The organism is Pararhodospirillum oryzae (assembly GCF_007992075.1).
Taxonomy (GTDB): Bacteria; Pseudomonadota; Alphaproteobacteria; order Rhodospirillales; family Rhodospirillaceae; genus Pararhodospirillum; species Pararhodospirillum oryzae.
In genome coordinates this window covers 15,055-38,063 of record NZ_BJZO01000040.1, presented here as the reverse complement: position 1 = coordinate 38,063, position 23,009 = coordinate 15,055, and the positions used below count along the sequence as shown (strand labels likewise).

The window sequence follows — 23,009 nt, the reverse complement described above, 5'->3', positions numbered from 1 at the left end:
GCCACCACCGCGAACCCCTTGCCCGCGTCGCCGGCCCGTGCCGCCTCGATGGTCGCGTTCAGGGCCAGCAGGTTGGTCTGCGCCGCGATGTCGCCGATCAGCTTGACCACGTCGTCGATCCGCTGGCCCACCGAGGCCAGGGTTTCCACCACCGCGCGGGCCTGGGTCGCCGTCGCCACCGCGTCCCCGGCGATGCGCGTGGAGCGGTCCATGCGTTCGCCGATGTCGGCGATCGAGGCACTCAGGGTTTCGGTCGCCGCCGCCACCGTGCGGGCACTGGCCTGGGCCTGCTCGGCCGCCGCCGCCACCGAAGCCGCGTGATCTTGCACCCGTCCCGACGAGGCTTTCAGCCCGTCCGCCCGGTCGCACATGGCGCGCGAACGCCCCGTGACCGAGTCGATCGCCTCTTGCACATTGTTTTCCACCACGTCGGCCATTGAGCGAAGCGCGGTGACCTTCTGGGAATCCATTTCCTCGCGCGAAACCTTCTGAGCCTCCAGCTTGCGCCATTCCACCAGCCCATCGCGAAACACGCGAAGCGCGCGGGCCATGTGGCCCAGTTCGTCGCGCCGGTCCTCGCCCACGATGACGATATCGTTTCCGCCCTCGGCCAGCGCGCTCATCGCCCGGGTGGTCGCCACCACCGGGCCGGTCAGATGGACCGCGAACCACACGGCCATGACGCCCCCCAGCAGCAGGATTCCGGCCACCAGGGCGCCGCTCATCAGCACCGTTTTGTCGAACTCGGCCGCCAGGTCGCTCGCGTCCACCGAAACCACCGCGATCCCGAACGGCTGGCCCAGGGCATCGTTCAGCGCCACCGTTCCCACCGCCACGGTGCGCCCGCCCCGGTGAAGGGTGGCCTTGACCGCTTCGCCCCTCAGGGCCCGGGTCAGGGTCGCGCCGTCCAGATCGTCGGGCCGGCCGTTCAAGGTGGAGGCCTGGCGCACCGGTCCGTCCTTGCCCAGGGTATAAAGGGCGATGTCCGATCCATCCCGGGCCAGCGTCGCGAGGAAGGCATCGGTCAGGAAGCTGCCCGTTTCCAGGGAGCCCACATGCCGGCCCTGATCGAACACCGGCACCGCGCCCCGGATCGAAAGCCCGAACACGCCGGTTTCAATGCCCCGCCGGGGGGCGCGGTCGCGGTTGACCTCAACCAGCATCGGCCGGATGCCCGACAGATCGTCGCCCCATTTGGCCGGCTGGTGCAGCCGGGCAAGCGAGATCACCTTCGGGTCGTGCACCTGCATCTGGGTGATGGCGTAGGTTTTGGAAACCGTGGCGAACACGGGGCCCAGAAGATCGACCAGCCCCTGGTGATCGCCGGCCGTGGTCAGGGTCCCCACCGGCTCCAGCGCCGCCAGCGCGGCGGCCAGGGTTTCCACCAAGGTGGCCTGGGAACCAATATGATGGGTCAGAAGGTCCGTGGTACGGGCCAGGCGCGCGTCGATCGCCTTTGTGTTGTTCTCGACGACCTGATGGAAAAAAAGGCCGCACAACAAGGCGGCCCCCACCAGGAGCGGCACGACCGAGGCGATAATGGATCGTGCCCGGATCGAGGAAAAAAAGCCCACGGACGCCATGCCAGTCTTTTCCCTTCCCTGCGCCAAAAGGGGAAGGGGATCTCCCCATTTTAGCGGATTTTTCTCGCTGGCCTTATAAACTTTCAGTTTACTTGGACGCAAGATCAATCCGCGAGGAAAACGATCAGGCGCCGCCCTCCCCCCAGACAAAGGCCGGAATCGCCGCGACCGGCGCCACGCCATGACGCGCCAGGAGGTCCCGCACCCGGGCGGGGTCGGCCGCCTCGCCGTGACGCACCCCCAGCGCCCGGGCATTGAGGCCCCCGGTCACGAACAGGGCATCCAACCCGGCGGCGGCCGCGCCGGGCAGATCGGTGGCCAGGCCATCGCCCACCACCGCCACCCGCGCGCCGGCCGGCAGGCCCAGCGCCGCCCGGGCACGCACGAACAAGGCGGGATCGGGCTTGCCCCGATAGATCACCGACTGGCCCAGGCCGGCGTAGACATCGGCGAGCGCGCCCGCGCACATCACCACGCGCCCCCCCCGGATCACCGCCCGGTCGGGGTTCGCGCACAGCATCGGCAGCCCCCGGGCGGCGCACCGTTCCAGAAGCCCCCGGTAGGCGTCCTCGGTTTCGTCCAGGTCCACCGGGCCGGTGTTCAGCACGAAGGAGGCCCGCGCCGGGTCGTCGGTACGCTCGACCTTGGTGCCTTCCAGGATGTCGAAATCGCGTTCGGGCCCGATGAACAGGGCGCACGCGCCCAGGGCCCGGATCGCCGGATCGCCCGCCTCGCGCAGGTCGGCGTTGACCGCGTCGCCCGAGGTCACGATGCCCCGGTACAGGTCGCTCCCGATGCCCATGGCGGCCATGGTCCGGCCCACCGCCCGCCCCAGGCGCGGCGCGTTGCTGACCAGCACGCACGGCTGGCCCCGGGCCTTCAGCGTGGCCAGGGTCTCCACGGCGCCGGGGTAGGGGCGTTCCCCATCGTGAATCACGCCCCACAGATCCAGCAGGAAGCCGTCATAGCGATCGGCCAGGGATGCGAGGCCGGGCAGGCACGCCACCACGGGATTGCTCATCGGTGATCGGCCCCCACCGCGTCGGCGACCGAGGCGAAGCCATCGGCCTTCAGGCGCCGGGCCAGATCGGCCTTGACCCGCTCCACCAGGCCCGGCCCCTCGTAAATCAACGCGGTGTAGATCTGCACCAGGCTGGCGCCGGCCCGGATGCGGGCATAGGCATCGGCGCCGCTGCCAATGCCGCCCACCCCGATCAGGGGCAGTTGTCCTTCGGTCAGGCGGTACATCGCGCGCAAGACCTCCAGCGCCCGGCCGCGCAACGGCGCGCCCGACAGGCCGCCGGCCTCCTCGCGCGCCGCGTCGCCCAGGGTGGGGGGACGGGCCAAGGTGGTGTTGGTGCAGATCAGGCCATCCAGGGGCGCCTGGCCCCGGGCGCTTTCCCGGCCCAGGGCCACGGCGGCAACGTCGGCCAGATCGTCGTCGGCCAGATCGGGGGCGATCTTCAAAAGCAGGGGCGGCCGGGCGGCGGGATCGGGACAGGCCGCGTCCAGGGCCAGGCGCGCGCGCGCCACCAGCGCCGCCAGGGGCCCCCGATCTTGCAAGGTGCGCAGGCCCGGCGTGTTGGGCGACGAAACGTTGATCACCACGTAGTCGGCCAGCGGCGCGAGGCGCGACAGCCCCAGCTCGTAGTCGGCGGCCGCGTCCTGGGTTTCCTTGTTCTTGCCCAGGTTGACCCCCACCACCCCGGGCGGCCGGGGCCGGGTCAGGCGCGCCGCCATGCGCTCCATGCCCCCGTTGTTGAAGCCCATCCGGTTGACCAGGGCGCGGTCGTGGGGCAAGCGGAACAAGCGCGGCGGCGGATTGCCGGGCTGCGGGCGCGGCGTGACCGTGCCCACCTCGACAAACCCGAAGCCCAGGCGCAGCAGCTGCCCCGGCACCCTGGCATCCTTGTCGAGACCAGCCGCGAGACCCACGGGATTGGCGAAGGCGCGCCCCCACACGGTGGTGCGCAAGATCGGATCATCCAGGCGGGTGCCGCCTCCCAGCACCCCCGACCCCAGCGCGGCCAGCGCGGCCTTGTGCGCGGTTTCCGGGTCAAGGCGCGCGATCAGCGGCCATGCCAGACGATACCAAGACACCATGGGAACTCTCCGACGAAAAGACCCCGGCCACGGACTCCGGGCCAGGGCGCAACGAAACACCAAAACCAGGGCCAGGGGCCCCGCCAAGGGCCGGAAGCCCCGCCGTGGGCCAGAAGCCCCGCCAAGGGCCGGGGGCCCCTCGGCGCCCCCACCCTCCCGCAATCGAAAAACCGGCCCGGGCCCGTATCGGCCCAAGGCCCGCGATCAGGCCGCGACCGAGCCCCCGTACAGGCTGTCGATCAGGTCGCCATAGGTATCGCGGATGATGTGACGGCGCGCCTTCATGGTGGGGGTCATCTGCGCGTTGTCGATGCTGGGAGGCTCGCCCAGCAGGGCAAAGCGCCGCACCCGCTCGATCGGGCTCAAGCGCAGGTTGGCGCGGTCGATGGCCCGCGAAACCGCGTGGCGCAGGGCCGGATCGTTGGCAAGCGCCGCCAGGTCTTCGGAGCGCCCATGCTCGCGCGCCCAGCGCATCAGGAACTCGCGGTCAGGCACGATCAGGGCCACCAGATGCGGCATGCGATCGCCGAACACCACCACCTGGCCGATTTCGGGCTCCAGGGCCAGGATGCCTTCCACCCGCTGCGGGCTGATGTTGTCGCCGCCCGAGTTGACGATGATGTCCTTCTTGCGATCGGTGATGTGGATGTAGCCGTCCTCGTCCAGCTCGCCCACGTCGCCGGTGTGCAACCAGCCCTCGGCGTCCAGGGCGGCGGCGGTGGCCTCGGGATCGTTCCAGTAGCCATCCATGACCAGGGGACCGCGCACCTGCAATTCACCATCCAGGCCCAGGCGAACCTCAACGCCCTTGAGCGCCGGGCCCACCGTGTGAATCTTCACCCGCTGCGGCAGGTTGCACGACACCACCGGCGCCGCCTCGGTCAGGCCATAGCCCTGCAACACCGGGACGTGCAGCGCGCGGAAGAACAAGCCGACCTCGGGATTGAGCGGCCCGCCCCCCGAGACCATGGCCTTGAGCCGTCCGCCGAAACGCTCCGCCACCTTGCGCCGCACCAGAACATCCAAGGCACGGTCGGCCAGGCGATCGCCCAGCGACAGGCTGTCCGGATCCATCTGGCGCCGGGTCCCAAGGTCCACGGCGTGTTTGAACAGCTTGGCCTTGAGACCATCTTCTTTTTCGACGGTGCGCAGCAAGCGCGCGCGCATCATCTCGTAGAGGCGGGGCACCGCCGTCATGATCGTGGGGCGGACTTCCTGCAAATTGGTGCTCAGGGTTTCCACGCCCTCGGCAAAATACACCTCGGCCCCCAGGCAGATGGGGAAGAAGAGTCCGGTCGTGTGTTCATACGAATGGGACAGCGGCAGGAACGACAAGAAAATTTCATGTGACAAGCCGATGGTGGCCAGGAGATCATGCGCCCCCATGCAGTTGTGCAAGATGGCGCGGTGGCTCAGCATCACCCCCTTGGGCGCGCCGCCGGTGCCCGAGGTGTGAATGATCACCGCCAGATCGTCGGCCTTGGCCCGATGCGCGGGGGCCGGCACGTCGCGGCCCTCGCCCTGGGCCATCAAGGCATTCCACGACAACACCTGCAAGCCGTCCGGCACCGGCACGTCTTCCAGGGGGTCCATGACAATGACCACGGGACGCTGCCGGGCCCGCGCCGCCGCCGGCAGGAAGCGCCGCGCCAGGGCCGGGGTCGAGACAATGGCCATCGCCGCTTCAACATTGTTGATCACGTGCAGGTGATCGGCTTCCGTGTTGGTCGCGTAAGCCGGCGTGGGGATGCCACCCGCCGCCAGGATCGCGAGGTCCGCCACCGTCCAGTCGGGGCGGTTTTCCGAGGCCAGCACCACCCGGTCGCCCGGCTTCAACCCCAGATCGATCAGCGCGTTGGCCAGGGCCACCGCCTGGTCGTGCACCGAAGCCCAGCTCCAGGGACGATACACGCCGTCACGTTTCGACCATAAAAACGGCTTCTCCTTGAACCGGGCGGCTTGGGACAGGAACAAGGCGATAAGGCTGGTGTGGGTTTCCTGGCGGACCACCTGAGCGCGATGTGCGGGCACGGTCTGTTTCCCCTCTACAACTTCTTTATCGCAGACGATAAACCGTCTCTTTGCCGTTGCCAAAGGCCGCCCCATATTGCGGGGCACCCTTTCGTTGTCCGAGGAGAGCCTGTTCATGACCCACGGGACCTTGCCGGCGCCCGCGACCTCCCCCCTTCCCGTCTGGGACCTGTCGGATCTGTACGACGGTCCCGACTCTGCTCGCCTGCACGCCGATCTTGCGGCCATCGAAAACGAGGCGCGCGCCTTTCGCGAAACCTACCTGGGGCAGGTGGCCTCGCTGGACGGCCCAGCCCTGGGATCCGCCATCGCGACCTACGAAACCATCAGCGAGCGACTTTATCGCATTCTCAGTTATGCCCAACTTCTTCATGCCGGCTGCATGACGGATGTCACCATCGGGCAATTCCTGCAAGCCATGACCGAACGCGGCACGGCTATTTCCAGCCTGATGATCTTCTTTACCCTGGAACTGAACCAGATAGAAGACGCAACCCTGTCCGAACGGCTGCAAGATCCGACCGCCGGTCGCTATGCCCCGTGGGTGCATGATGTGCGCCTTTTCCGCGATCATCAACTCTCCGATGAGATGGAACGGGTGCTGAATGAAAAAGACATGGCCGGGGCCGGGGCCTGGCAGCGTCTTTTCGATGAAACCATTGCCCACATGACCTTCGACGTCGAGGGCGAAATCCTGACCTCGACCGAGGCGCTGGACCGCCTGTCCGACCCCTCGCCCGAGCGCCGGCGCGCCGCCGCCAAGGCGCTGGGCACGACCCTGGAAGCCAATCTGCGCCTGTTCTCGCGCATCACCAATACATTGGCCCTCGACAAGCGCATTGATGACACCTGGCGACGCTATCCTCATCCGATGGCCGCGCGCAACCTGTCCAACCGGGTCGAGGATTCGGTTGTGGATGCCCTGGTGTCGGCGGTACGCGAGAGCTACCCCAAGCTGTCGCATCGCTATTACGCGCTCAAGGCGCGCTGGTTTGGCGTGGACAAGCTGAACCACTGGGACCGCAACGCCCCCCTGCCCGACAGCGACGATACCCGCTTTACGTGGGAGGAAGCGCGCGACACGGTGCTGAACGCCTACGCCGCCTTTTCCCCCGATCTGGCCGCCGTCGGGAAGCGCTTCTTCGAACAGCCGTGGATCGACGCCCAGCCCCGCCCCGGCAAGGCCCCGGGCGCCTTCGCCCACCCCACCGTGCCCTCGGCGCACCCCTACCTGCTGGTCAACTTCATGGGCCGCACCCGCGATGTCATGACCCTGGCCCACGAACTGGGCCACGGGGTGCACCAGGTGCTGGCCGGCCCGCAAGGCGCGCTGATGGCCGATACGCCGCTCACCCTGGCCGAAACCGCCTCGGTGTTCGGCGAGATGCTGACCTTCCGCGCCCTCCTCGACGCCACCCCCGACCCCCGGCGCCGGCGGATCATGCTGGCCAGCAAGGTCGAGGACATGATCAACACCGTGGTCCGCCAGATCGCGTTCCACACCTTTGAAGCCGCCGTGCACGCCGAGCGTCAGAACGGCGAGCTTTCCCCCGATCGCCTGTGCGAATTGTGGATGGGGGTGCAAAGCGAAAGCCTGGGTCCCGCCTTCCACTTCGACCCCGAATACCGCACCTACTGGACCTACATCGGGCACTTCATCCACTCGCCCTTCTATGTGTACGCCTATGCCTTTGGCGATTGCTTGGTGAACTCGCTCTACAGCACCTATCAGCAAGGCGGCATCCCCGACTTCCCCAGCCGCTACCTGGATCTGCTGTCGGCGGGCGGCACCAAGCACCACAAGGCCCTGCTGGCGCCGTTTGGCCTCGATGCCTCCGATCCCGAGTTCTGGCGTCGCGGCCTGGGCGTGCTGACCGGCTTCATCGACGAACTGGAAGCCATGACCTGAGCCTGGGGCCCCAGGCCACGCGCGGGCGCGCACCCCGAGTTCGGCAGTGCGCCCGCGCGCTCATCAAGGCAAGGAAGCAAGACCATGACCAGCGAAGCCAACACCCTGGGCGGGCGCGTGCGCCGTTATGCCCGCGTTTCGACCTCGATGGGCACCCTGGCCGTGCGCGCCGCCGGCGAGCGCTACCTGGGCCGCAAGGGCGACGACGCCCGGCTGGCCGCCGAGATCCGCCAGGTGCTGGGCACCTTGAAAGGCCCCCTGATGAAGGTGGCCCAGATCCTTTCCACCATCCCCGACGCGCTGCCCAAGGAATACGTGGCCGAACTCGCCCAGCTTCAGGCCGACGCGCCGCGCATGGGCTGGCCCTTCGTCAAGCGCCGCATGAGCGCCGAACTGGGCCCCGATTGGGAAAGCCGCTTCGGCTCGTTCGACCGCGAAGCCGCCGCCGCCGCGTCGCTGGGGCAGGTGCACCGCGCCACTCACCATGATGGCCGCCCGTTGGCCTGCAAGCTGCAATACCCCGACATGTCGTCGGTGGTGGAAGCGGACCTGCGCCAGCTCAAGGTCTTCATCGGCCTGTATCGCCGCTATGACGGCGCCATCGATCCCACCGAGCTGCACGCCGAACTGGCCGACCGCCTGCGCGAGGAACTGGACTACGGCCGCGAGGCGCGCAACATGCGCCTGTACACCCACATGCTGGCCCATGAACCCACCGTTCACGTGCCCCAGCCGATTGACGAGTTGTCCACCGACCGCCTGCTGACCATGACCTGGCTGGAGGGCGCGCGCATGCTCAGCTTCGCCGACCACAGCCAGGAAGAGCGCAACCAGATCGCCCATAACATGTTCCGGGCCTGGTACGTGCCCTTCTACAACTTCGGCGTCATCCACGGCGACCCGCACCTGGGCAACTACACGGTGCGCGAGGATCTTTCGCTGAATCTGCTGGATTTCGGCGCCATTCGCGTCTTCCGCCCCGCGTTCGTCAAGGGCGTGATCGACCTGTACTTCGCGCTGCGCGACAACGACACCGAACGCGCCGTCCACGCCTATGAAACCTGGGGCTTTGGCAACCTCAGCAAGGAGCTGATCGACATCTTGAACCAGTGGGCCCGCTTCATCTACGGCCCGCTGCTGGAAGACCGGATGCGCGTGATCCGCGAGGACATGCCCGCCGGCGGCCAGATCGGCCGCAAGGTGGCGGAAAAGGTCCACGCCGACCTCAAGGGGTTCGGGGGCGTCAAGCCGCCGCGCGAATTCGTCCTGATGGACCGCGCCGCCATTGGCCTGGGCAGCGTGTTCTGGCACCTGGACGCGCAAATCAACTGGTACCAGATGTTCCACGAGGTGATCGAGGAATTCGACGAAACCCGCCTCGCCACCCGCCAGGCCGAAGCCCTGTCCCTGGCCGGCCTCGCCTGAGGGGAAGGGGAGGGGATTTGCACGAACAAGGGCGGGGCTCCGCCCCGCTCCCCGCCGGGGCCGCAAGGCCCCGGACCCCGGGAATTGGGCCGAGTCGGATCACGACAGGGGGCGCCACAGGCGACGGTCGAACGTAAAATCGCGCATCCCCACCACCCGCGCCGCGCCGGCTTGGGGATGGGCTGGATTGAGCAGGAGATTGCTCGCTTCCGGAACGATGAACGAAGGAACGCGCAACACCGGACTGCGGGCCTCGACCAGCCACCGGTCGCCGAAGGCCGTGGGGTCGGCCGGAAGAGAGACCACCTCTTCAGCGGCAAGAGCCGTTAAATCGATCTCCATCAAAACGAAGTCGCTTGGAATCAAATCCGGTGGCAAATCAAGGTGAACGCGGACCTCAAGAACCGCCAGTTCGGCCGTTGCCGCCGTGTATACCAACGCCCGCCCCGGGCTGTTCCAGCGTCCGCCAAAGAGCCGGGCCCCCGTGCCGCCAAGATCGGCATGACAGCGCTTGCAGATCCGCCAAGCCATTCAAACCGCAAGGCCATGGGCGATCCGCCCCAAAACGGTTTCAACCTCGCGAGCGCCTTCCTCGGTATCAAGGAGATCAAGGGGCCGCTCCCCCCCCAGGGCCGTTGTCGCCCGGCGCAGCCAGTCGTGCCCCTTGGAGCGATCGGCGAAGGTTTCCTCGGCCAACGCCAGAACCCGGGCGACCCGGATCAGGCGGTCGGATTGTTCCGCCGTCAACGTGCCCGCGCGCTTGCGGTTCGACCATGTTTTGCGCGGCATCACCACATGATCAAGCTCGGCCAGGGTCAGCCAACCGTTATCGAGAAGATGCTGGACTGCCTGGGAAGGAAACCCCCGACGCACCGCCCGCGCCAGATCCAGGCCATGGGCAACCTCGATCCCAAGAACCTCGCGCCCCCCGACGACCTCATAGGCCTGCACAGCCGTGTTCATGGCACCCTCCACGCCAACCGCCCCCAGAATATGGGCAACTGGCCAAGCCGGGCAAGGAGGGTACCTTCATCGCGGGGCGTAAGGCGCTTCGCTCTTTAAAGCAGTTATTTACTTGCTTAAATTGTATTTCTCCCGAATTCATCAAGGCAACACTCTATGGATTCTAAAAAAAATATAGATGATTTATATAATAAAAATATTTCTTCTGAGGTTTTTTCAAGCGTATACGCTCCATAATTTTCGTGAACAAGCCTATTTCGTTCACTGCCGATTTCCATGAATGATTTAATTGAATGACGCAGTTGTTCGTCATTTTTTGTTTTTTCTTTCATAAAATTTTTGAAATCGTCGCCAAACAATCCAAAAAAAGAGTTCGCATTGTTTTCATTCCAGTTAAACCAAGTGTGATACTGCCTGTTAATTGCTTTATTTTTTACCAAACAAACTACTGCCAAATTGTTCTCAGATGTCTTTTTTACATAATTCTCTACGATATTTGAAAGGTTTTTTTCAAAAAAACTAGCGACACAAAGGAGGAGCGATTTGCGAAATGTATCATCTACAAATACACGAAGAGATATCTCCATATTATCATCCAGAAAGCGAATTAATTCGCTAAACTCTCCGTGCATTTTTTCAACAGCTGAGTGCATGGCGATATGTTCTATATAAACTTAATAATATCAGCAGCGCGTGATAGGCGAGTTTTTACGTTCGATGTCCCTGTCGTTCCTTCTTGGGCGGCATTATTAAATGCTTGGTCATTCTTAAGAGCATCAACTGATTTGTAATCAATTAATGAATTTAATATACGGTTCTCCTTTAAAGCGTCACGACATGCAGCGGTAAAAACAGCTTCATATAAAGCTATATTAAAGCGCTTATTTTTATTGTTTAAAAACGCACCCTCAGGAAACTCCTGACATGAAGTCAAAAAAGATTTGAACAAATTTTCAAGGTATTCATTATATTGTTCTGTATGCCCTCTGCATTGTCGAGAAAATTTATTGAGAAAACGAAGCATGGACGGAGCATAGTTATGCCCATCAATAAGTAGAGCATATCCTCGCAGAATAATTTCAATATCTTTCATATGTATATCTGGATCACTGAATGTAATTATAGACCTCCACTCCGAATTTCTATTTACTCGATAAAGCATTTCATAAAATCTTGAATGATACATACTCGTACGTATTTCCTGCGCCCGAAGATTAACACCTCCTGTATTCAAGCGGTTAAAGATTTCATACATTGAAGAATCATCGTCAGACGGAGCATTTTGCTTTACAACAATATTACGAATCGGCCTCAACTCAAATTGAGTCTTATACTCTCCAAGCCTTGCGTAATTCAATCCGTGAAACTTATTTGTATTTTCGGGGATACTACTGGGCAGCCTAAGCTTAAATTCGTCAAAATAATTGCTGTCATGAAGAATTTCATCTGTAATTTTTCCATTTTTATCAAAAATCTCTCTAATTTCGACCCTTTTATCTTTTCTCGGGAAACGCATTTTCATGAAATAATAAATGGTCATAAGTCTTTGTTGGCCATCAATCACCAAAAATTTATTCCGAGCTTGTTCATATAAAAAAATTTGCGGAACAGGAAGGCCAAGTATAAGGGATTCAATCAGTTTCGAAGCACGTGGATGATCCCAAACAAAATTTCTTTGAAATCCCGGAATCCTAACTGCCCCAGCCTCCACAAAACTATTCAAAGTCAAAACATTAAAATCATTTGGCGTAGACGTTATATCGTATTCGTCGATTTGATTCTCATCAGCTTCACCAGAGCTTTCATTGTAATCATCACACCAATCCTCTTCTTTGACCATGACCATCTCCACCAAAAATATTCCGATCCGGTTATACCGAATAACTTGGCTGCCGACAAGAAAAAACAAAACTATGGTTACAAAGTGGTGTGTTTATTGCGCCAAAGGGTTTTTCGTAGTCAAATGACAACCCTTAAAAAAAATCACACAGAATTTTCATAATATCTCTAAAACAAAATAATAATGATATACAATTTGCAAAATGAAGAAATTGTTTATCGGTCATGTAAAATAAAAAGTAATAATAAATCAGGGGTCAGGGGAGGCGGAGCCTTCCCTGGCGGGGGTTTGGGGGCGGCAGCCCCCGAAGGGCGAAGCCCTGAGCACCAAGCCTCGCCCCCTCGTCCACCACCTGCCCCCGCCCTCCTTACTCCTCGTCGAGCGGGTCCGTGTCCATCGGCGAGGGTGCGCCGAGCAGGGGAGGGGTGACGTCGGGGGCGAAGGGGAGGTCGGGGAGGTCGAGGAAGAGTTGGCGCACGCCTTCGCCCCACAGGTCGCGCACGCCCAGCAAATAGGGGTCGTCGGCCTGGAAACGGCGGCGGATGGGTGCGCCCAGGGTGTCGCGGCGGTAGATCAACAGGTCGATCGGCGGGCCCACCGACAGGTTTGAGCGCATGGTGGAATCAAACGACACCAGCGCGCATTTGGCCGCCTGCGCCAGCGAGGTTTCGTGATTGACCACCCGGTCGAGAATCGGCTTGCCGTACTTGGTTTCGCCGATTTGCAAGAAGGGCGTGTCCTCGCCCGCCTCGATGAAGTTGCCGGCGGCGTAGATCATGAAAAGGCGCATGGGTCCGCCCGCCACCTGTCCGCCCAGCAGGAACGAGCACACGAAGTCGTTGCCCTGTTCGCGCAGCGCGGCGGCGTCGCGGCGGTGGACGGCGCGCACCGCCTCGCCCACCGCCCGCGCGGCGGCGGTCAGGCCGGGAACGCTCATCAGGCGGCCGTGGGGGCCGGGCGCCATTTCCTCGTGCTCTTCCCAGCGCACCGAGTCTTCGAGCAGTGCCACCACCGACTGGGTGATGGCGAGGTTGCCGGCCGACAGCAGCACGATCACGCGTTCGCCCGGGCGTTCCCACACCCGGAGCTTGCGAAACGTCGCCACGTTGTCCACGCCCGCGTTGGTGCGGGTGTCGGCCATCATCACCAGGCCGTCTTCCAGGAGTATTCCCAAGCAGTAGGTCACAGCCCCTCTCCTTCGGGCGGCTCGGCCGGAGGGTGCGGCTCCCCCGGTCCTTCCGGTCGCGTCGGGCGGGATTGCCCCTGGCCGCGCGCCACGTCGAGAAACACATCCTCCAGCCGCTCGCGGCCCCAGCGCGCGCGCAGCTCGGCCGGGGTGCCGTGTTCGGCCAGCCGGCCCCCTTTCAGGATCACCACGTCGTCGCACAGGCGTTCCACTTCGCCCATGTTGTGGCTGGCAAGCAAGATGGCGGCACCGGTGCGCCGTTGCCACTCTTGCAGGTAGCCGCGCACCCAGTCGCCGGTGTCGGGGTCCAGCGACGCGGTGGGTTCGTCCAAAAGCAGCACGGCGGGATCGTTGAGCAGCGCGCGGGCCAGGGCCACGCGGGTTTTCTGCCCGGCCGACAGCCGCCCGGTGGGCCGGTCCAAGACGGCCTCCAGGTCGAGGTCGCCGGCCAGGCGGGCGATCACCTGGCCGGGCTTGGGCACGTCGTAAAGGCGGGCGTACACGCTGAGGTTCTCGCGCGCGCTGAGGCGATGGGGCAGGTCCACGTAGGGGCTGGAAAAGTTCATGCGCGCGAGCGCCCGGTGGCGATCGCGGGCCATGTCGATTCCCAGCACCCGCGCCACCCCGCCCGAGGGCAGCAGCAGGCCCAGCAGCATGGACAGCGTGGTGGTCTTGCCCGCGCCGTTGCCACCCAGCAGCCCGACCACCTGCCCGGGCCCGACCTGGAACGACAGGGCCTCGACCGCGTGGACCGGGCCGCGCCGGGCATCGTGGAACACCTTGGACAGATCCCGGGCCTCCAGGGCCGGCTCCAGGGAAGAGGGCAGGGCAGGCATCATGCGCGAAGCATCCCGAACAGAAGCGAAAAACACAAAAAACACCCCGGCACGGCACGGGCGCGCTCAAGGGGATGGCGGGGCGTGGGCGCGGCCGTCGCGCAGCAGTTCATCCAGATAAAAGCCCTGGAACACGGTGCACCCCAACGACCGCCCGGCCTCGACCGCCGCCGCGTCGTCGCAGCGGCCCAGGATGAGGGTGCGCGGATCGAAGGCCCGCAGGCGGGCGCTCAGCACCGCGCCCTCGGGCGCGGCCAGCAGGGCCTTCATGTCGGGCGACCACATGGCCTTGAGATAATCGGCCCCCAGCCGGGTGCGGTCAATCCACAGCAATGCCTGCGCGCCCAGGCCATCGATCAGCACCTTGAATCCATGCTGGTGCACGTACTCGCGCGCGTACAGATAGGCGGGCAGGTCGGCCATGATGTCGTCAAGGCGCAGTTCCAGCACGATGGTACCGTGCGGGATCAGGGCCGCCGCCGCCTGGATGGCCTGGAACCCGGGCCCCAGGATGGTGTCCAGGTTCAGGTTCACGCTGACCAGGGGCGTGTCCACGGCGGCGACGTAGCCCCCGATATGGGTCACCATGCAGCGATCCAGGGTCGCGGTCAGGCGGCGAAACAGCCACGGGTTCGACGCCAGATCGAACTCGGGCGCGATGGTCTGGCGCAGTTCGCCGATGTTCATGAACAACTCGGTGCCCACGGGGCGCAGCTGGCCGTCGGGCTCCACCGCCACCATGCGCTGACGGCGGACCTGCGACGACAGGTCGGCATCGGCCAGGCCCCGTTCCAGGCGATCCAGCACCTCGGGCGTGAGCGGACGCCCGCGCGGGCGCATCGGCCCCGGCGCCCCGGGCGCGGCCAGCCGCTGGCGCGAGCCCGGCGGCGCCTGGGGGCCGCCGGCGGCTTCCTTGTGGGCCACCAGCACGCGCTCGGCCCAGGCCAGCAGGGCCGCCCCCTCGCGGGTGAGCGAATGCCAGCGGATCAAGGGGGTATCCTGCCCCGGCCCCGGCAGCGTCCGGCACAGGGGGTTCCTGGGATGGGCCGCGCAAAACGCGGCGAGGACGGCGCACAGCCGGGGCGCGTCGGTTTGGTGCAGTAAAACCAGAAGATCACCGCCCGGCAGCGCGAACACCCGCACGTCGGGATCGCGGGCGAGGTCGCGCAGCGCCAGCCCCAGGGCCTCGGCGTCGGCGGGGCGGCGCAAGCCCGATACCCGCACCCGCGCCGCGCGCGAGCCCAGCAGCCGGCCCAGGTTATCTTGGATCCACGCGATCAGGGCGGCCAGCGATTCGGCCGGCGGCGGGGTTTCGTCGCTCCCGAGGGCGGGATCCAGGCTTTCGGCGGGCGTGAAGGAATCCATGGCGTGTGTCCCGTCGCTCAAGGGGCCGGCTCGGCCTCAAGGACCAGGGAATCCAGCAACGCGGCCTGCGGGCAGTTTTCAAGCAGGCCGCCTTGCACGGCGCGGCGGATGGCAACGCAGCGGGTCAACGGGCAGGTGTCGCGTTCCGGGCAGTGGCCGTGCAGGCCGGCGGTGACCATGGTATCAACCAGAAAGCCCTGGAAGTGCCGGATCCCGGCCCGCAGGCCCCAGGTCATGGCGCGTTCCGAATCGGTGCGGCACAAGATCACGCGCCCCGGGCCCAGGGCGCCGATCAGGGCGCGGGCGGCGGCGGCTTCGTCGCCATCCACCGAGTGCACCAGGCCCGGGTTCCAGATCAGCTTGTAGTAATCCGCCCCCAGGGGCGCGAGGTCCACGGTTTCCAGAACCCGGGGCGTGAGGCCGTCGATCACCAGCTTGTGGCCGCGCGCGTGCAGCCAGTCGCGCGCGCGCAGCATGGCGCCCAGATCGGCGAAGGCATCCACCCCTTGCGCTTCCACCACCAGGGGGCGCTCGGGCCCCAGGGCGCGGGCCAGGCTGTCGAACGCCGCGCCATGCAGGCTGTCGAGGTTGAGGTTAACGCTGAGCGAGCCAAACACCCGCCCGGCAAGGGTTGATTTCAACACCCGCAGCAAGTGGTGATCCAGCGAGCGGGTGAAGTCCTGGAACAGCCAGCGGTCGCTGGTCAGGTTGACTTCCTCGGCGATCGCGGCGCGCAAGGGACCCAGGGAAACGTAGATTTCCTCGAACAGAACCTTGGTGGTGCGCGCTTCGGTGATGGTGATCACCGGCTGGCGCTGGAGATAGGGCCCGATGTCGAGGCGGTCCATGTCGGCCACCAGCAAGGCCAGACGCTGCGGGGTGAGCGGCTGGTCATTGATGTTCCAGGCTCCCGTGGCCTGCGAGGCCTCGCCGGCGCGCCGGTCGATGTCGTCGGCCACGCCCAGGAAGGCGTTGAGATGATCGACGTTGCCCAGATCGAACCAGCGCGCGAAGCGATCGCGGCCGGGGCCGCTTTCCCGGGTCAGGGGATCGGCGCCAAACAGGCGGCGCACCCGCCCGGCCGTTTCGCGCAGCGCATCGCGGGGCAGGTCGCGGCCCAGGACCACGATATCCAGGCATTCGGCCAGATAAACCTGAATGCCGTCGTCGGGGCGGTGCAAGGGCGCGAACAAGGCCGCCGCGCCGTGAACCAGGGGGCGGCGGCGGAACTCGGGTTGCAGGCGCGACAACGCCAGCACGGTGGCCTGTCGCCCGGCGGGATCCTTGCGGGCCTCGCCCACCGCCCGGGCCAGGGCACGCCCGCCGCCGAATGTCGCCGTTGCCTGAGACATCGCGTTTTCCATGACCGGCCCCGCCCGTCGTTCCCGGGTTCATCCAAGATCGCGTCGGGTGGAGCCTTTCGCTCCGCATTGTTCCCCCCTTATGAGATATCCCCCCCGGGCGTTCGAGCCAAGGCAAGGGGTGTTCTTTTCACCGAAATTTCCGCTGTTATATTCAGGCAACCCAACGGCGCTTGCGGATTTCGGGACCAGATGGAATCCTTGGGCCGTCGTCGCGCGGGCAGGAGGCCGTGGCAGCCCCTGCGTGGGCGCGGCGGCCTGGGGCGCACAGGCCCCGTTCCCGATGGCCTGGCCTTAAAGGACCGGTTTTCTTCATGATTTCTTCCTCGTTGGCCGATCTTGTTCCCCGCCTGGCCGCCGCGCGCGTCTTGTGCGTGGGCGATGTCATGCTGGACCGCTTCGTGCACGGCAGTGTGGAGCGCATTTCCCCCGAGGCGCCCATTCCCGTGCTGCGCGTGCGCGAGTCGCGCATGATGCTGGGCGGCGCCGGCAACGTCGTGCGCAACGTCGTGGCCCTGGGGGGGGCGTGCACCTTCCTGAGCGTCACCGGCTCCGACCCCGCCGGGGCCGAGGTCGCCCGCCTGCTGGCCGAGGAGCCCCGGGTCACCCCGGGCCTGGTTCAGCTTGCCTCGCGCCGCACCAGCGTCAAGACCCGCTACCTGGCGGGCGGGCAGCAGCTTTTGCGCGCCGACGAGGAAACGGTGGCTCCCCTCGACGCCGCCGACGCCCTGCGCCTGATCGACAAGGCCCGCCAGCACCTGGAACCGGGGACCGGGCTGGTGCTGTCCGACTACGGCAAGGGCGTGCTGAGCGAGGACGTGACCCGCGCGCTCATCGCCCTGGGCCGCGAGAAGGGATGCCCGGTGATCGTCGATCCCAAGGGGCGCGATTTTTCGCGCTACCGGGGCGCCACCGTGCTCACCCCCAACCGCAAGGAACTGGCCGAGGCCACCGGCCTGCCCACCGACACCGACACCGAGGTGGCCGCGGCCTGCAACGCCGTGATCGGCGTGTGCGGCGTGGACGCGGTGCTGGCCACCCGCAGCCAGGACGGCATGACCCTGGTCACCGCCGGCGGCGGCGTGGTTCACCTGCCCGCCGAGGCCCGCGAGGTGTTCGACGTGTCGGGTGCCGGCGACACGGTGATCGCCACCCTGGTTGGCGCCTTGTCGGTGGGCGCCCCCCTGGAAGACGCCTGCCGGCTGGCCAACCTGGCGGCCGGCATCGTGGTGGGCCGGGTGGGCACCGCCACCGTGCCCGGGGCCGACCTGATGGCCGCCATCCACCACCAGGACCTGAGCGCCAGCGAGGCCCGCGTGGTTGAAACCGACGAGGCGGCCGAGCGCGTGGCCCGCTGGCGCCGCCAGGGCCTGCGCATCGGGTTCACCAACGGCTGCTTCGACTTGCTGCACCCGGGCCATGTTTCCTTGCTGCGCCAGGCCCGGGCCACCTGCGACCGCCTGATTGTCGGCCTCAACAGCGATGCCTCGGTGCGCCGGCTCAAGGGACCCACGCGGCCGGTGCAATCGGAAATGGCCCGCGCCACCGTGCTGGCCTCGCTGGCCGGCGTGGATCTCGTGGTCATTTTCACCGAGGATACCCCGCTGGCGCTGATCGAGCGCCTGATGCCCGATATCCTGGTCAAGGGCGCCGACTACACCGAGGATCAGGTGGTCGGCGGGGCCGTGGTCAAGGCGGCCGGCGGCCGGGTGGTGCTGGCCCGGCTTGAAGACGGCCATTCGACCACCGCCACCCTGGCCCGGGTCCACGGATCCCCCACCGGAGGCAAAACCCCATGACCTTTCTTGCGACACGCCGCGCCACCCGCCTGGGGCGGGCCGGCCTGGGCCTGGTTCTCGCCTTGGGCGGGGCCGGCTGTTCGTCGTGGTGGAGTGGAAGCGACACCCCCGAAGCCGGCGACGCCGCCACCCCTGGCGCCTGCCCCGCGTCGCGCTTCCAAGACCGCATCGGCGGGCGCCTGATCGGCAGCAACGATCCCCCGCCGTCGTCGGGGGCCTATCTGCGGATTTCGGATCTCCCCCATCCGCACCGCATCCTCATGCCGGGCGGGGTCTCCACCACCGACGTGCGTCCCGACCGCCTCAGCATTACCCTTGACGAAGCCGGCCGCATTCAGTCCCTTTCGTGCGAGTAAAAGGGTTCGCGCACCGATCAGGGGAGAAGCCGGGATGGACGCGATCGTGGGGCACGGGCTGAACGCCGCCGCCTGGGCGTCGTTTGGCCTGGGACATTCCTGGCTGGCCCAGGAGCGGGGGCGCCGCTGGCTGGCTGGCCGCTTTGGCCCCTGGGGACGGGTGGCCTACAACGCGATTTCCGTCCTTCACCTTGGACTGGTGGGCGTGGTCGGCCTCCTGACCCTGGACACCCGGCCCTTTGATCTGCCGCCCCTGGCCCTGGGGGCGATCCAGGCCCTGGCCTGGGCCGGCGCCCTGTTTGGCCTGTATGCCTCGCTTTACTACGACATGGGCCGGCTGAGCGGAATCCGGCAGGTGTGGGCGGCCCGCCAGGGCCGGGCCGATGAGCCCGAGGACGAGCCGCTGCGCCTGGACGGGCCCCACCGCTGGGTGCGTCATCCCCTGTACCTGGCGGCCTTCCTGTTGCTGTGGGGGGGGGCCACCTCGCCGTTTGGCCTGTCGGTCGCGGCGTGGGGCTCGGCGTACCTGGTGATCGGCACCTGGTTCGAGGAACGCAAGCTCTCGCGCCTGTATGGCGAGGCCTACGCCCGTCATCAAGCCGAGGTTCCGGCCTTTTTCCCCTGGCCCCGCCGGACGCCGCCCGTGTCGTGAGCGCGCGGCGGGGAACGGTCCTTGTGGACCTGGCCCTGGCCGTTGCCGTTCTGGGGCTGGTGCTGGCGGGCGGATTGCGCCTGGCTCCCGCGTGGATCGACGCCGGGCGCCAGCGCGAAACCGACACCCGCGTGGGCCGGGTCGAGGCGGCGCTGGTGGGCGCGATGAGGCGCCTGCATGCCCTGCCCTGTCCCGCGCCCGCCGCCGGCGCCCGGGACGGACAGGCGGGCCCGTGCCCCTTGGTTTCTTCCGACGACACCTTTTTCATGGGCGCCGTTCCCTGGCAGCCGCTGGGCCTGATGCCCCGGGATGGCGAGGACGGCTGGGGCCACCGCCTGATCTACGCGGTGGCCGCCCCGGCCGTGGCCGGGGCCTGGGGCTGCGCCGCCGGGACGGGAAGCGAGGCCGGCGGGTCCGCCGCGCGGGGTATCCCGATCCTGGGCTCCGACAAAACCCGCGAGCCCGCGCAAGGGGCCGTGTTCGTCCTGATCAGCACCGGCCCCACGGCGGCGGGCAGCCTGGGACGCGACGGGCACCGCCTGCCCGGCACCGACACCCTGGGGCCCTCGGCCCGCGCCAACCGCCCCCCCGACACGCCGGCAACCGTCCGCGATGCCCACGCGGGCGAGGCCCTGCACGCGGCTCCCGCGCCCGACGAACGGGGAGCGGATCGCTTCGCCGACCGGCTCCATCCCCTGCCCCTGGCCCTGCTGCACGCCACCTTGGAATGCGCGGAGCCCTGATCCCCTTGTTGCCGTTTCAAGGAGTTGTCCGTTGTCCGTTGCCCTCCCCGAGGATCTGGCCCTCCTGCTGGCCCTGGCCCGCGCCCGAAGCGCCAGTGACCTGCACCTGGGTGCCGGGGCCCCGCCTCACCTGCGCCGGAACGGCACGCTGATCCCCCTTGAATCGGGCCCGATCCCCAGCGAAAGCCTGGAAAGCTTTCTCGGGCGGTTGCTCGATGACCAAACCCGCGCCCGCCTGGAGCACGACGGGGAAGTGGACGCGGTCATCGCCGACACCCCCGGCGGCCGCGTGCGGGTGTGGGCCGGACGCAGCGAAAGCGGCCCGGTGCTGGTGGTGCGCCTGCTGCCCCCCCTGGTGCCAACCCTGGAGGATCTGCACGCGCCCTTCGCCGTGCGGGGCCTGGCCGGCCTGCGCGAGGGGCTGGTGCTGCTCACCGGCACCGCCGGGGCCGGCAAGACCACCACCCAGGCCGCCCTGGTCGATGCCATCAACCGCGCGGGCGGGCGTCATGTGATGAGTGTCGAGGACCCGGTTGAAATCCGCCATGTCCCCCTGGGCGGGCCGATCACCCAGCGCCAGGTGGGACGCGATACCGAAAGCCTGGCCCAGGGACTGCGCAGTGCCCTGCGCGCCGACCCCGACGTGCTGGTGGTTGGCGAGGTCCGCGACGGCGAAACCCTGGGGCTTGCGCTGCAGGCGGCCGGCAGCGGTCTTCTGGTCCTGGCCACGTTGCATGCCCCGAGCGCGCCGGGCGCCGTGGAACGGGTCTTGTCCCTGTTCCCCCTGGAACGCCGCGAAAGCGCCCGCGAAGCCCTGGCCGGATGCCTGGCGGCCGCCGTGCATCAACGCCTGCTGCCGGCCCGCAACGAAGGGCGGGTGGCGTGCTTTTCGGTGATGCTGGGCACCACGGCGGTGCGCGCCGCCATCCGCGATGGCCAGGAACGCCAGCTGGGCGCCTTGATGGACATCGGGCGGGGCCAGGGCATGCTGCCGGCCGACGATGATTTTGCCCGGCTGCGCGACTCGGAGCTGCTGCCCCCCGAGACCCGCGAAGACGAAGCCACGGGAAACACGGCGCGACTGCGCACGGGTCGTGTGTAAAACTCAATCGACGACACCTGTTTGCCCAATACACCGCGCCCGTTCCCTGGCAATTGAAGGACCGGGCGGCGGCGATTGAGAATTCTCAATGCACGAATTCGGACAAATACCGCATGCTTCTTACAGCCCGAAGCCTCCATCCCCCCCCGGACGGCTTCGACGGCCGACCAGATCACTTCTGCACAATGATCACTTTTCCCGGGACGCTCCCCTTGGGCTCCCGGGTTTTTTTTTGCGCGCACGCAGCGTGCGCAAGGGGCTTTGGGGCTGGCGCGGTTTGTGGAATTGATCTACAAATCGATGACGAAGCGTCATTCATATTCTGAAACCCTCACCCTTTGTCATCGTCAGCGAGGATCCCCATGCCTCTGTCCGATCGCGCCTTTCCCGCCCTGTCTCCCGCCGCGCCGTTTTCACCGCCGCGCGCCGACACCTCTCAACGCGACGACCTGCTGTCGTGCCTTCAAGACGGCGCGGCCCTGACCCAGGGCGAGGCCGAAGCCCGCTTTGGGTGCCGTCGTCTGGCGGCCCGGGTGTGGGATTTGCGTCAAGCCGGCTGGCCGGTGCGCACGCGCCGGATTCGCGATGCCGACGGGCGCCTGGTGGCCGAATACTTTCTCGACGATCGCAAGACGCCAGGCCTCCGGTAACGGCGGCGGGGCCGTTTTGCCGGTCCGACTCCCCCGAGGGCGACGCGAACCCCGCCTCCGGGGGAGAGGACCGGCACCAGATCAAAACAAGGGCGCGACGAAACGCACGTTGACGAAATCGTCGGCCACGTCGTTTTGGGAATAAACGGTGTGGTTCCAGGTCGCCATCACCGACAGCCCCCCGAACTGATAGCCCACGATGGGCCCCAGGCCATAGTTGGCGGCAATGCTGTCGCGCACTTCCGCGCCGTTCAGGGTATCGCGGTTCAGCTGGTGCTGCTGGTGGGCGCCCAGGCCAAGGGTCCACTTGTCGAGGGTCTTGGTCGCGGTGTAATCGGCCGAGAACTGATCGCCCGAATGATACTCGTAGCCCGGGGCGTTGGTCGAATCGACCGGGAAGGTCAGGTGCATGTCGGCGCTCAGGTTCCAGCCATCATGCAACCAGCTGATGCCCAGGTCCGGCTGCACGGCGGTGTAGCCATTGCCCGACGGCAGGCCGCCGTTCAGCCGCTTGCCGCGCACCAGGTCGGCGGGGGTGGTGCTGGCGTCGTCCAGGTAAATGGTGAGGCCGGTCTTGATGTGGAAATCATCGATCGCCCACGACAGTTGGCCGGGAATCAGCATGGTGTTGAAAAAACCCCAGTTGCCGCTGCCGTGGCCCTGGGGTTCGTAATCGGTGAAGGTGATGGGCTGGGCAATCGCCATGGCGTAATCCGCGCCCAGCACCTTCCACCCCGTGGACCACAAAAGGGCCGGCACCTCGACCAGGGCCGACAGGTTGGTGCCATGGATCTTGTTCCCCGATGCGTCATGCATCTGGTACGAGGCCCAGTAGTTGTTCAGCATGAAATAAACGCCCTTGGGCGGCAGGGCACCGGCCGCCAGCCCCTCGTTCACGCCGCGCAGGTGCGGATCCCACAATTCCATGGCCGAGGCCTGGCCAGACAGCGCCACGGTTCCCGTCAGCGCCGTGGCAAGAATGATTTTCTTCATGATCCGCGTCCCTCCGCGCACTCGTTTCGTGGATAGCCCGAAGCCCACGCACCCCGTTGGGGGACCTCCCCCTTGTGTTCCACCCCTCGCGGAACGGGGGGGGCTTTAAGTG

20 protein-coding genes and 1 pseudogene are annotated in these 23,009 nt (G+C 66.0%); 8 read left to right on the top strand and 13 right to left on the bottom strand.

Annotated elements, in window-relative coordinates:
* The 4 genes and pseudogenes from ROR02_RS08550 to ROR02_RS08535 form a co-directional block, all read right to left on the bottom strand.
* A pseudogene (locus ROR02_RS08550) lies at positions 1 to 1,394 on the bottom strand (methyl-accepting chemotaxis protein); the annotation flags it as partial.
* 313 nt (positions 1,395 to 1,707) lie between these two features.
* Complete coding sequence (locus ROR02_RS08545; protein ID WP_147163599.1) at positions 1,708 to 2,604, bottom strand: TIGR01459 family HAD-type hydrolase; 897 nt, start codon at positions 2,602 to 2,604, stop codon at positions 1,708 to 1,710.
* The gene (locus ROR02_RS08540) at positions 2,601 to 3,686 is read right to left on the bottom strand and encodes a quinone-dependent dihydroorotate dehydrogenase (RefSeq protein ID WP_147163598.1); all 1,086 of its coding nucleotides are present in this window, start codon (positions 3,684 to 3,686) and stop codon (positions 2,601 to 2,603) included. The genes ROR02_RS08545 and ROR02_RS08540 overlap by 4 nt, the downstream gene beginning before the upstream one ends.
* Positions 3,687 to 3,890: 204 nt before the next feature.
* Complete coding sequence (locus ROR02_RS08535; protein WP_246135468.1) at positions 3,891 to 5,717, bottom strand: AMP-dependent synthetase/ligase; 1,827 nt, start codon at positions 5,715 to 5,717, stop codon at positions 3,891 to 3,893.
* Positions 5,718 to 5,832: 115 nt separating this feature from the next.
* Here ROR02_RS08535 and ROR02_RS08530 point away from each other — a divergent pair, with 115 nt between their 5' ends.
* Both ROR02_RS08530 and ROR02_RS08525 read left to right on the top strand, forming a co-directional pair.
* Entirely contained in the window at positions 5,833 to 7,626 is a 1,794-nt protein-coding gene (locus ROR02_RS08530; RefSeq protein WP_147163596.1) for a M3 family oligoendopeptidase, read from the top strand.
* An 84-nt stretch (positions 7,627 to 7,710) separates the two neighbouring features.
* Positions 7,711 to 9,051, top strand: a complete 1,341-nt coding sequence (locus ROR02_RS08525) for an ABC1 kinase family protein (protein WP_147163595.1) — start codon at positions 7,711 to 7,713, stop codon at positions 9,049 to 9,051.
* Positions 9,052 to 9,150: 99 nt separating this feature from the next.
* On the opposite strand, the gene ROR02_RS08520 is transcribed toward ROR02_RS08525, so the two are convergent.
* From ROR02_RS08520 to ROR02_RS08485, 8 genes are all read right to left on the bottom strand, one after another.
* Entirely contained in the window at positions 9,151 to 9,582 is a 432-nt protein-coding gene (locus tag ROR02_RS08520) for an RES family NAD+ phosphorylase (RefSeq protein WP_147163594.1), read from the bottom strand.
* Complete coding sequence (parS, locus tag ROR02_RS08515; RefSeq protein WP_147163593.1) at positions 9,583 to 10,014, bottom strand: type II RES/Xre toxin-antitoxin system antitoxin; 432 nt, start codon at positions 10,012 to 10,014, stop codon at positions 9,583 to 9,585.
* 116 nt (positions 10,015 to 10,130) lie between these two features.
* Positions 10,131 to 10,667, bottom strand: coding sequence for a HEPN domain-containing protein (locus ROR02_RS08510; protein WP_147163592.1), 537 nt, complete (start codon positions 10,665 to 10,667; stop codon positions 10,131 to 10,133).
* Between the two features lie 11 nt (positions 10,668 to 10,678).
* Positions 10,679 to 11,854 (bottom strand): DUF262 domain-containing protein, encoded by a 1,176-nt coding sequence (locus tag ROR02_RS08505; protein ID WP_218032785.1) that lies wholly within the window; start codon positions 11,852 to 11,854, stop codon positions 10,679 to 10,681.
* 367 nt (positions 11,855 to 12,221) lie between these two features.
* Positions 12,222 to 13,040: a proteasome-type protease gene (locus ROR02_RS08500; protein WP_147163591.1), complete on the bottom strand. Its 819-nt coding sequence runs from the start codon at positions 13,038 to 13,040 to the stop codon at positions 12,222 to 12,224.
* On the bottom strand, positions 13,037 to 13,879 hold the full coding sequence (locus ROR02_RS08495) for an ABC transporter ATP-binding protein (RefSeq protein ID WP_246135467.1): 843 nt from the start codon (positions 13,877 to 13,879) through the stop codon (positions 13,037 to 13,039). The genes ROR02_RS08500 and ROR02_RS08495 overlap by 4 nt, the downstream gene beginning before the upstream one ends.
* A 63-nt stretch (positions 13,880 to 13,942) precedes the next feature.
* Positions 13,943 to 15,241 (bottom strand): EAL domain-containing protein, encoded by a 1,299-nt coding sequence (locus ROR02_RS08490; protein ID WP_147163590.1) that lies wholly within the window; start codon positions 15,239 to 15,241, stop codon positions 13,943 to 13,945.
* A 17-nt stretch (positions 15,242 to 15,258) separates the two neighbouring features.
* Positions 15,259 to 16,593 (bottom strand): EAL domain-containing protein, encoded by a 1,335-nt coding sequence (locus ROR02_RS08485; RefSeq protein WP_147163589.1) that lies wholly within the window; start codon positions 16,591 to 16,593, stop codon positions 15,259 to 15,261.
* A gap of 323 nt (positions 16,594 to 16,916) precedes the next feature.
* Here ROR02_RS08485 and rfaE1 point away from each other — a divergent pair, with 323 nt between their 5' ends.
* From rfaE1 to ROR02_RS08460, 6 genes are all read left to right on the top strand, one after another.
* Complete coding sequence (rfaE1, locus tag ROR02_RS08480; protein ID WP_147163588.1) at positions 16,917 to 18,401, top strand: D-glycero-beta-D-manno-heptose-7-phosphate kinase; 1,485 nt, start codon at positions 16,917 to 16,919, stop codon at positions 18,399 to 18,401.
* The gene (locus tag ROR02_RS08475) at positions 18,398 to 18,757 is read left to right on the top strand and encodes an I78 family peptidase inhibitor (protein ID WP_147163587.1); all 360 of its coding nucleotides are present in this window, start codon (positions 18,398 to 18,400) and stop codon (positions 18,755 to 18,757) included. The genes rfaE1 and ROR02_RS08475 overlap by 4 nt, the downstream gene beginning before the upstream one ends.
* Positions 18,758 to 18,791: 34 nt before the next feature.
* Entirely contained in the window at positions 18,792 to 19,409 is a 618-nt protein-coding gene (locus tag ROR02_RS08470; RefSeq protein WP_147163586.1) for a methyltransferase family protein, read from the top strand.
* Positions 19,406 to 20,152, top strand: coding sequence for a hypothetical protein (locus tag ROR02_RS16595; protein WP_170245033.1), 747 nt, complete (start codon positions 19,406 to 19,408; stop codon positions 20,150 to 20,152). Before ROR02_RS08470 ends, ROR02_RS16595 begins: the two co-directional genes overlap by 4 nt.
* A 31-nt stretch (positions 20,153 to 20,183) precedes the next feature.
* Complete coding sequence (locus ROR02_RS08465; RefSeq protein WP_170245032.1) at positions 20,184 to 21,254, top strand: type IV pilus twitching motility protein PilT; 1,071 nt, start codon at positions 20,184 to 20,186, stop codon at positions 21,252 to 21,254.
* Positions 21,255 to 21,616: 362 nt separating this feature from the next.
* The gene (locus tag ROR02_RS08460; protein WP_147163584.1) at positions 21,617 to 21,904 is read left to right on the top strand and encodes a helix-turn-helix domain-containing protein; all 288 of its coding nucleotides are present in this window, start codon (positions 21,617 to 21,619) and stop codon (positions 21,902 to 21,904) included.
* A gap of 81 nt (positions 21,905 to 21,985) precedes the next feature.
* Here the strand turns inward: ROR02_RS08460 and ROR02_RS08455 are convergent, their stop codons facing one another.
* A complete protein-coding gene (locus ROR02_RS08455) occupies positions 21,986 to 22,897 on the bottom strand; it encodes a SphA family protein (protein ID WP_147163583.1) in 912 nt (303 codons plus the stop codon).
* Between the last annotated feature and the right edge of the window lie 112 nt (positions 22,898 to 23,009).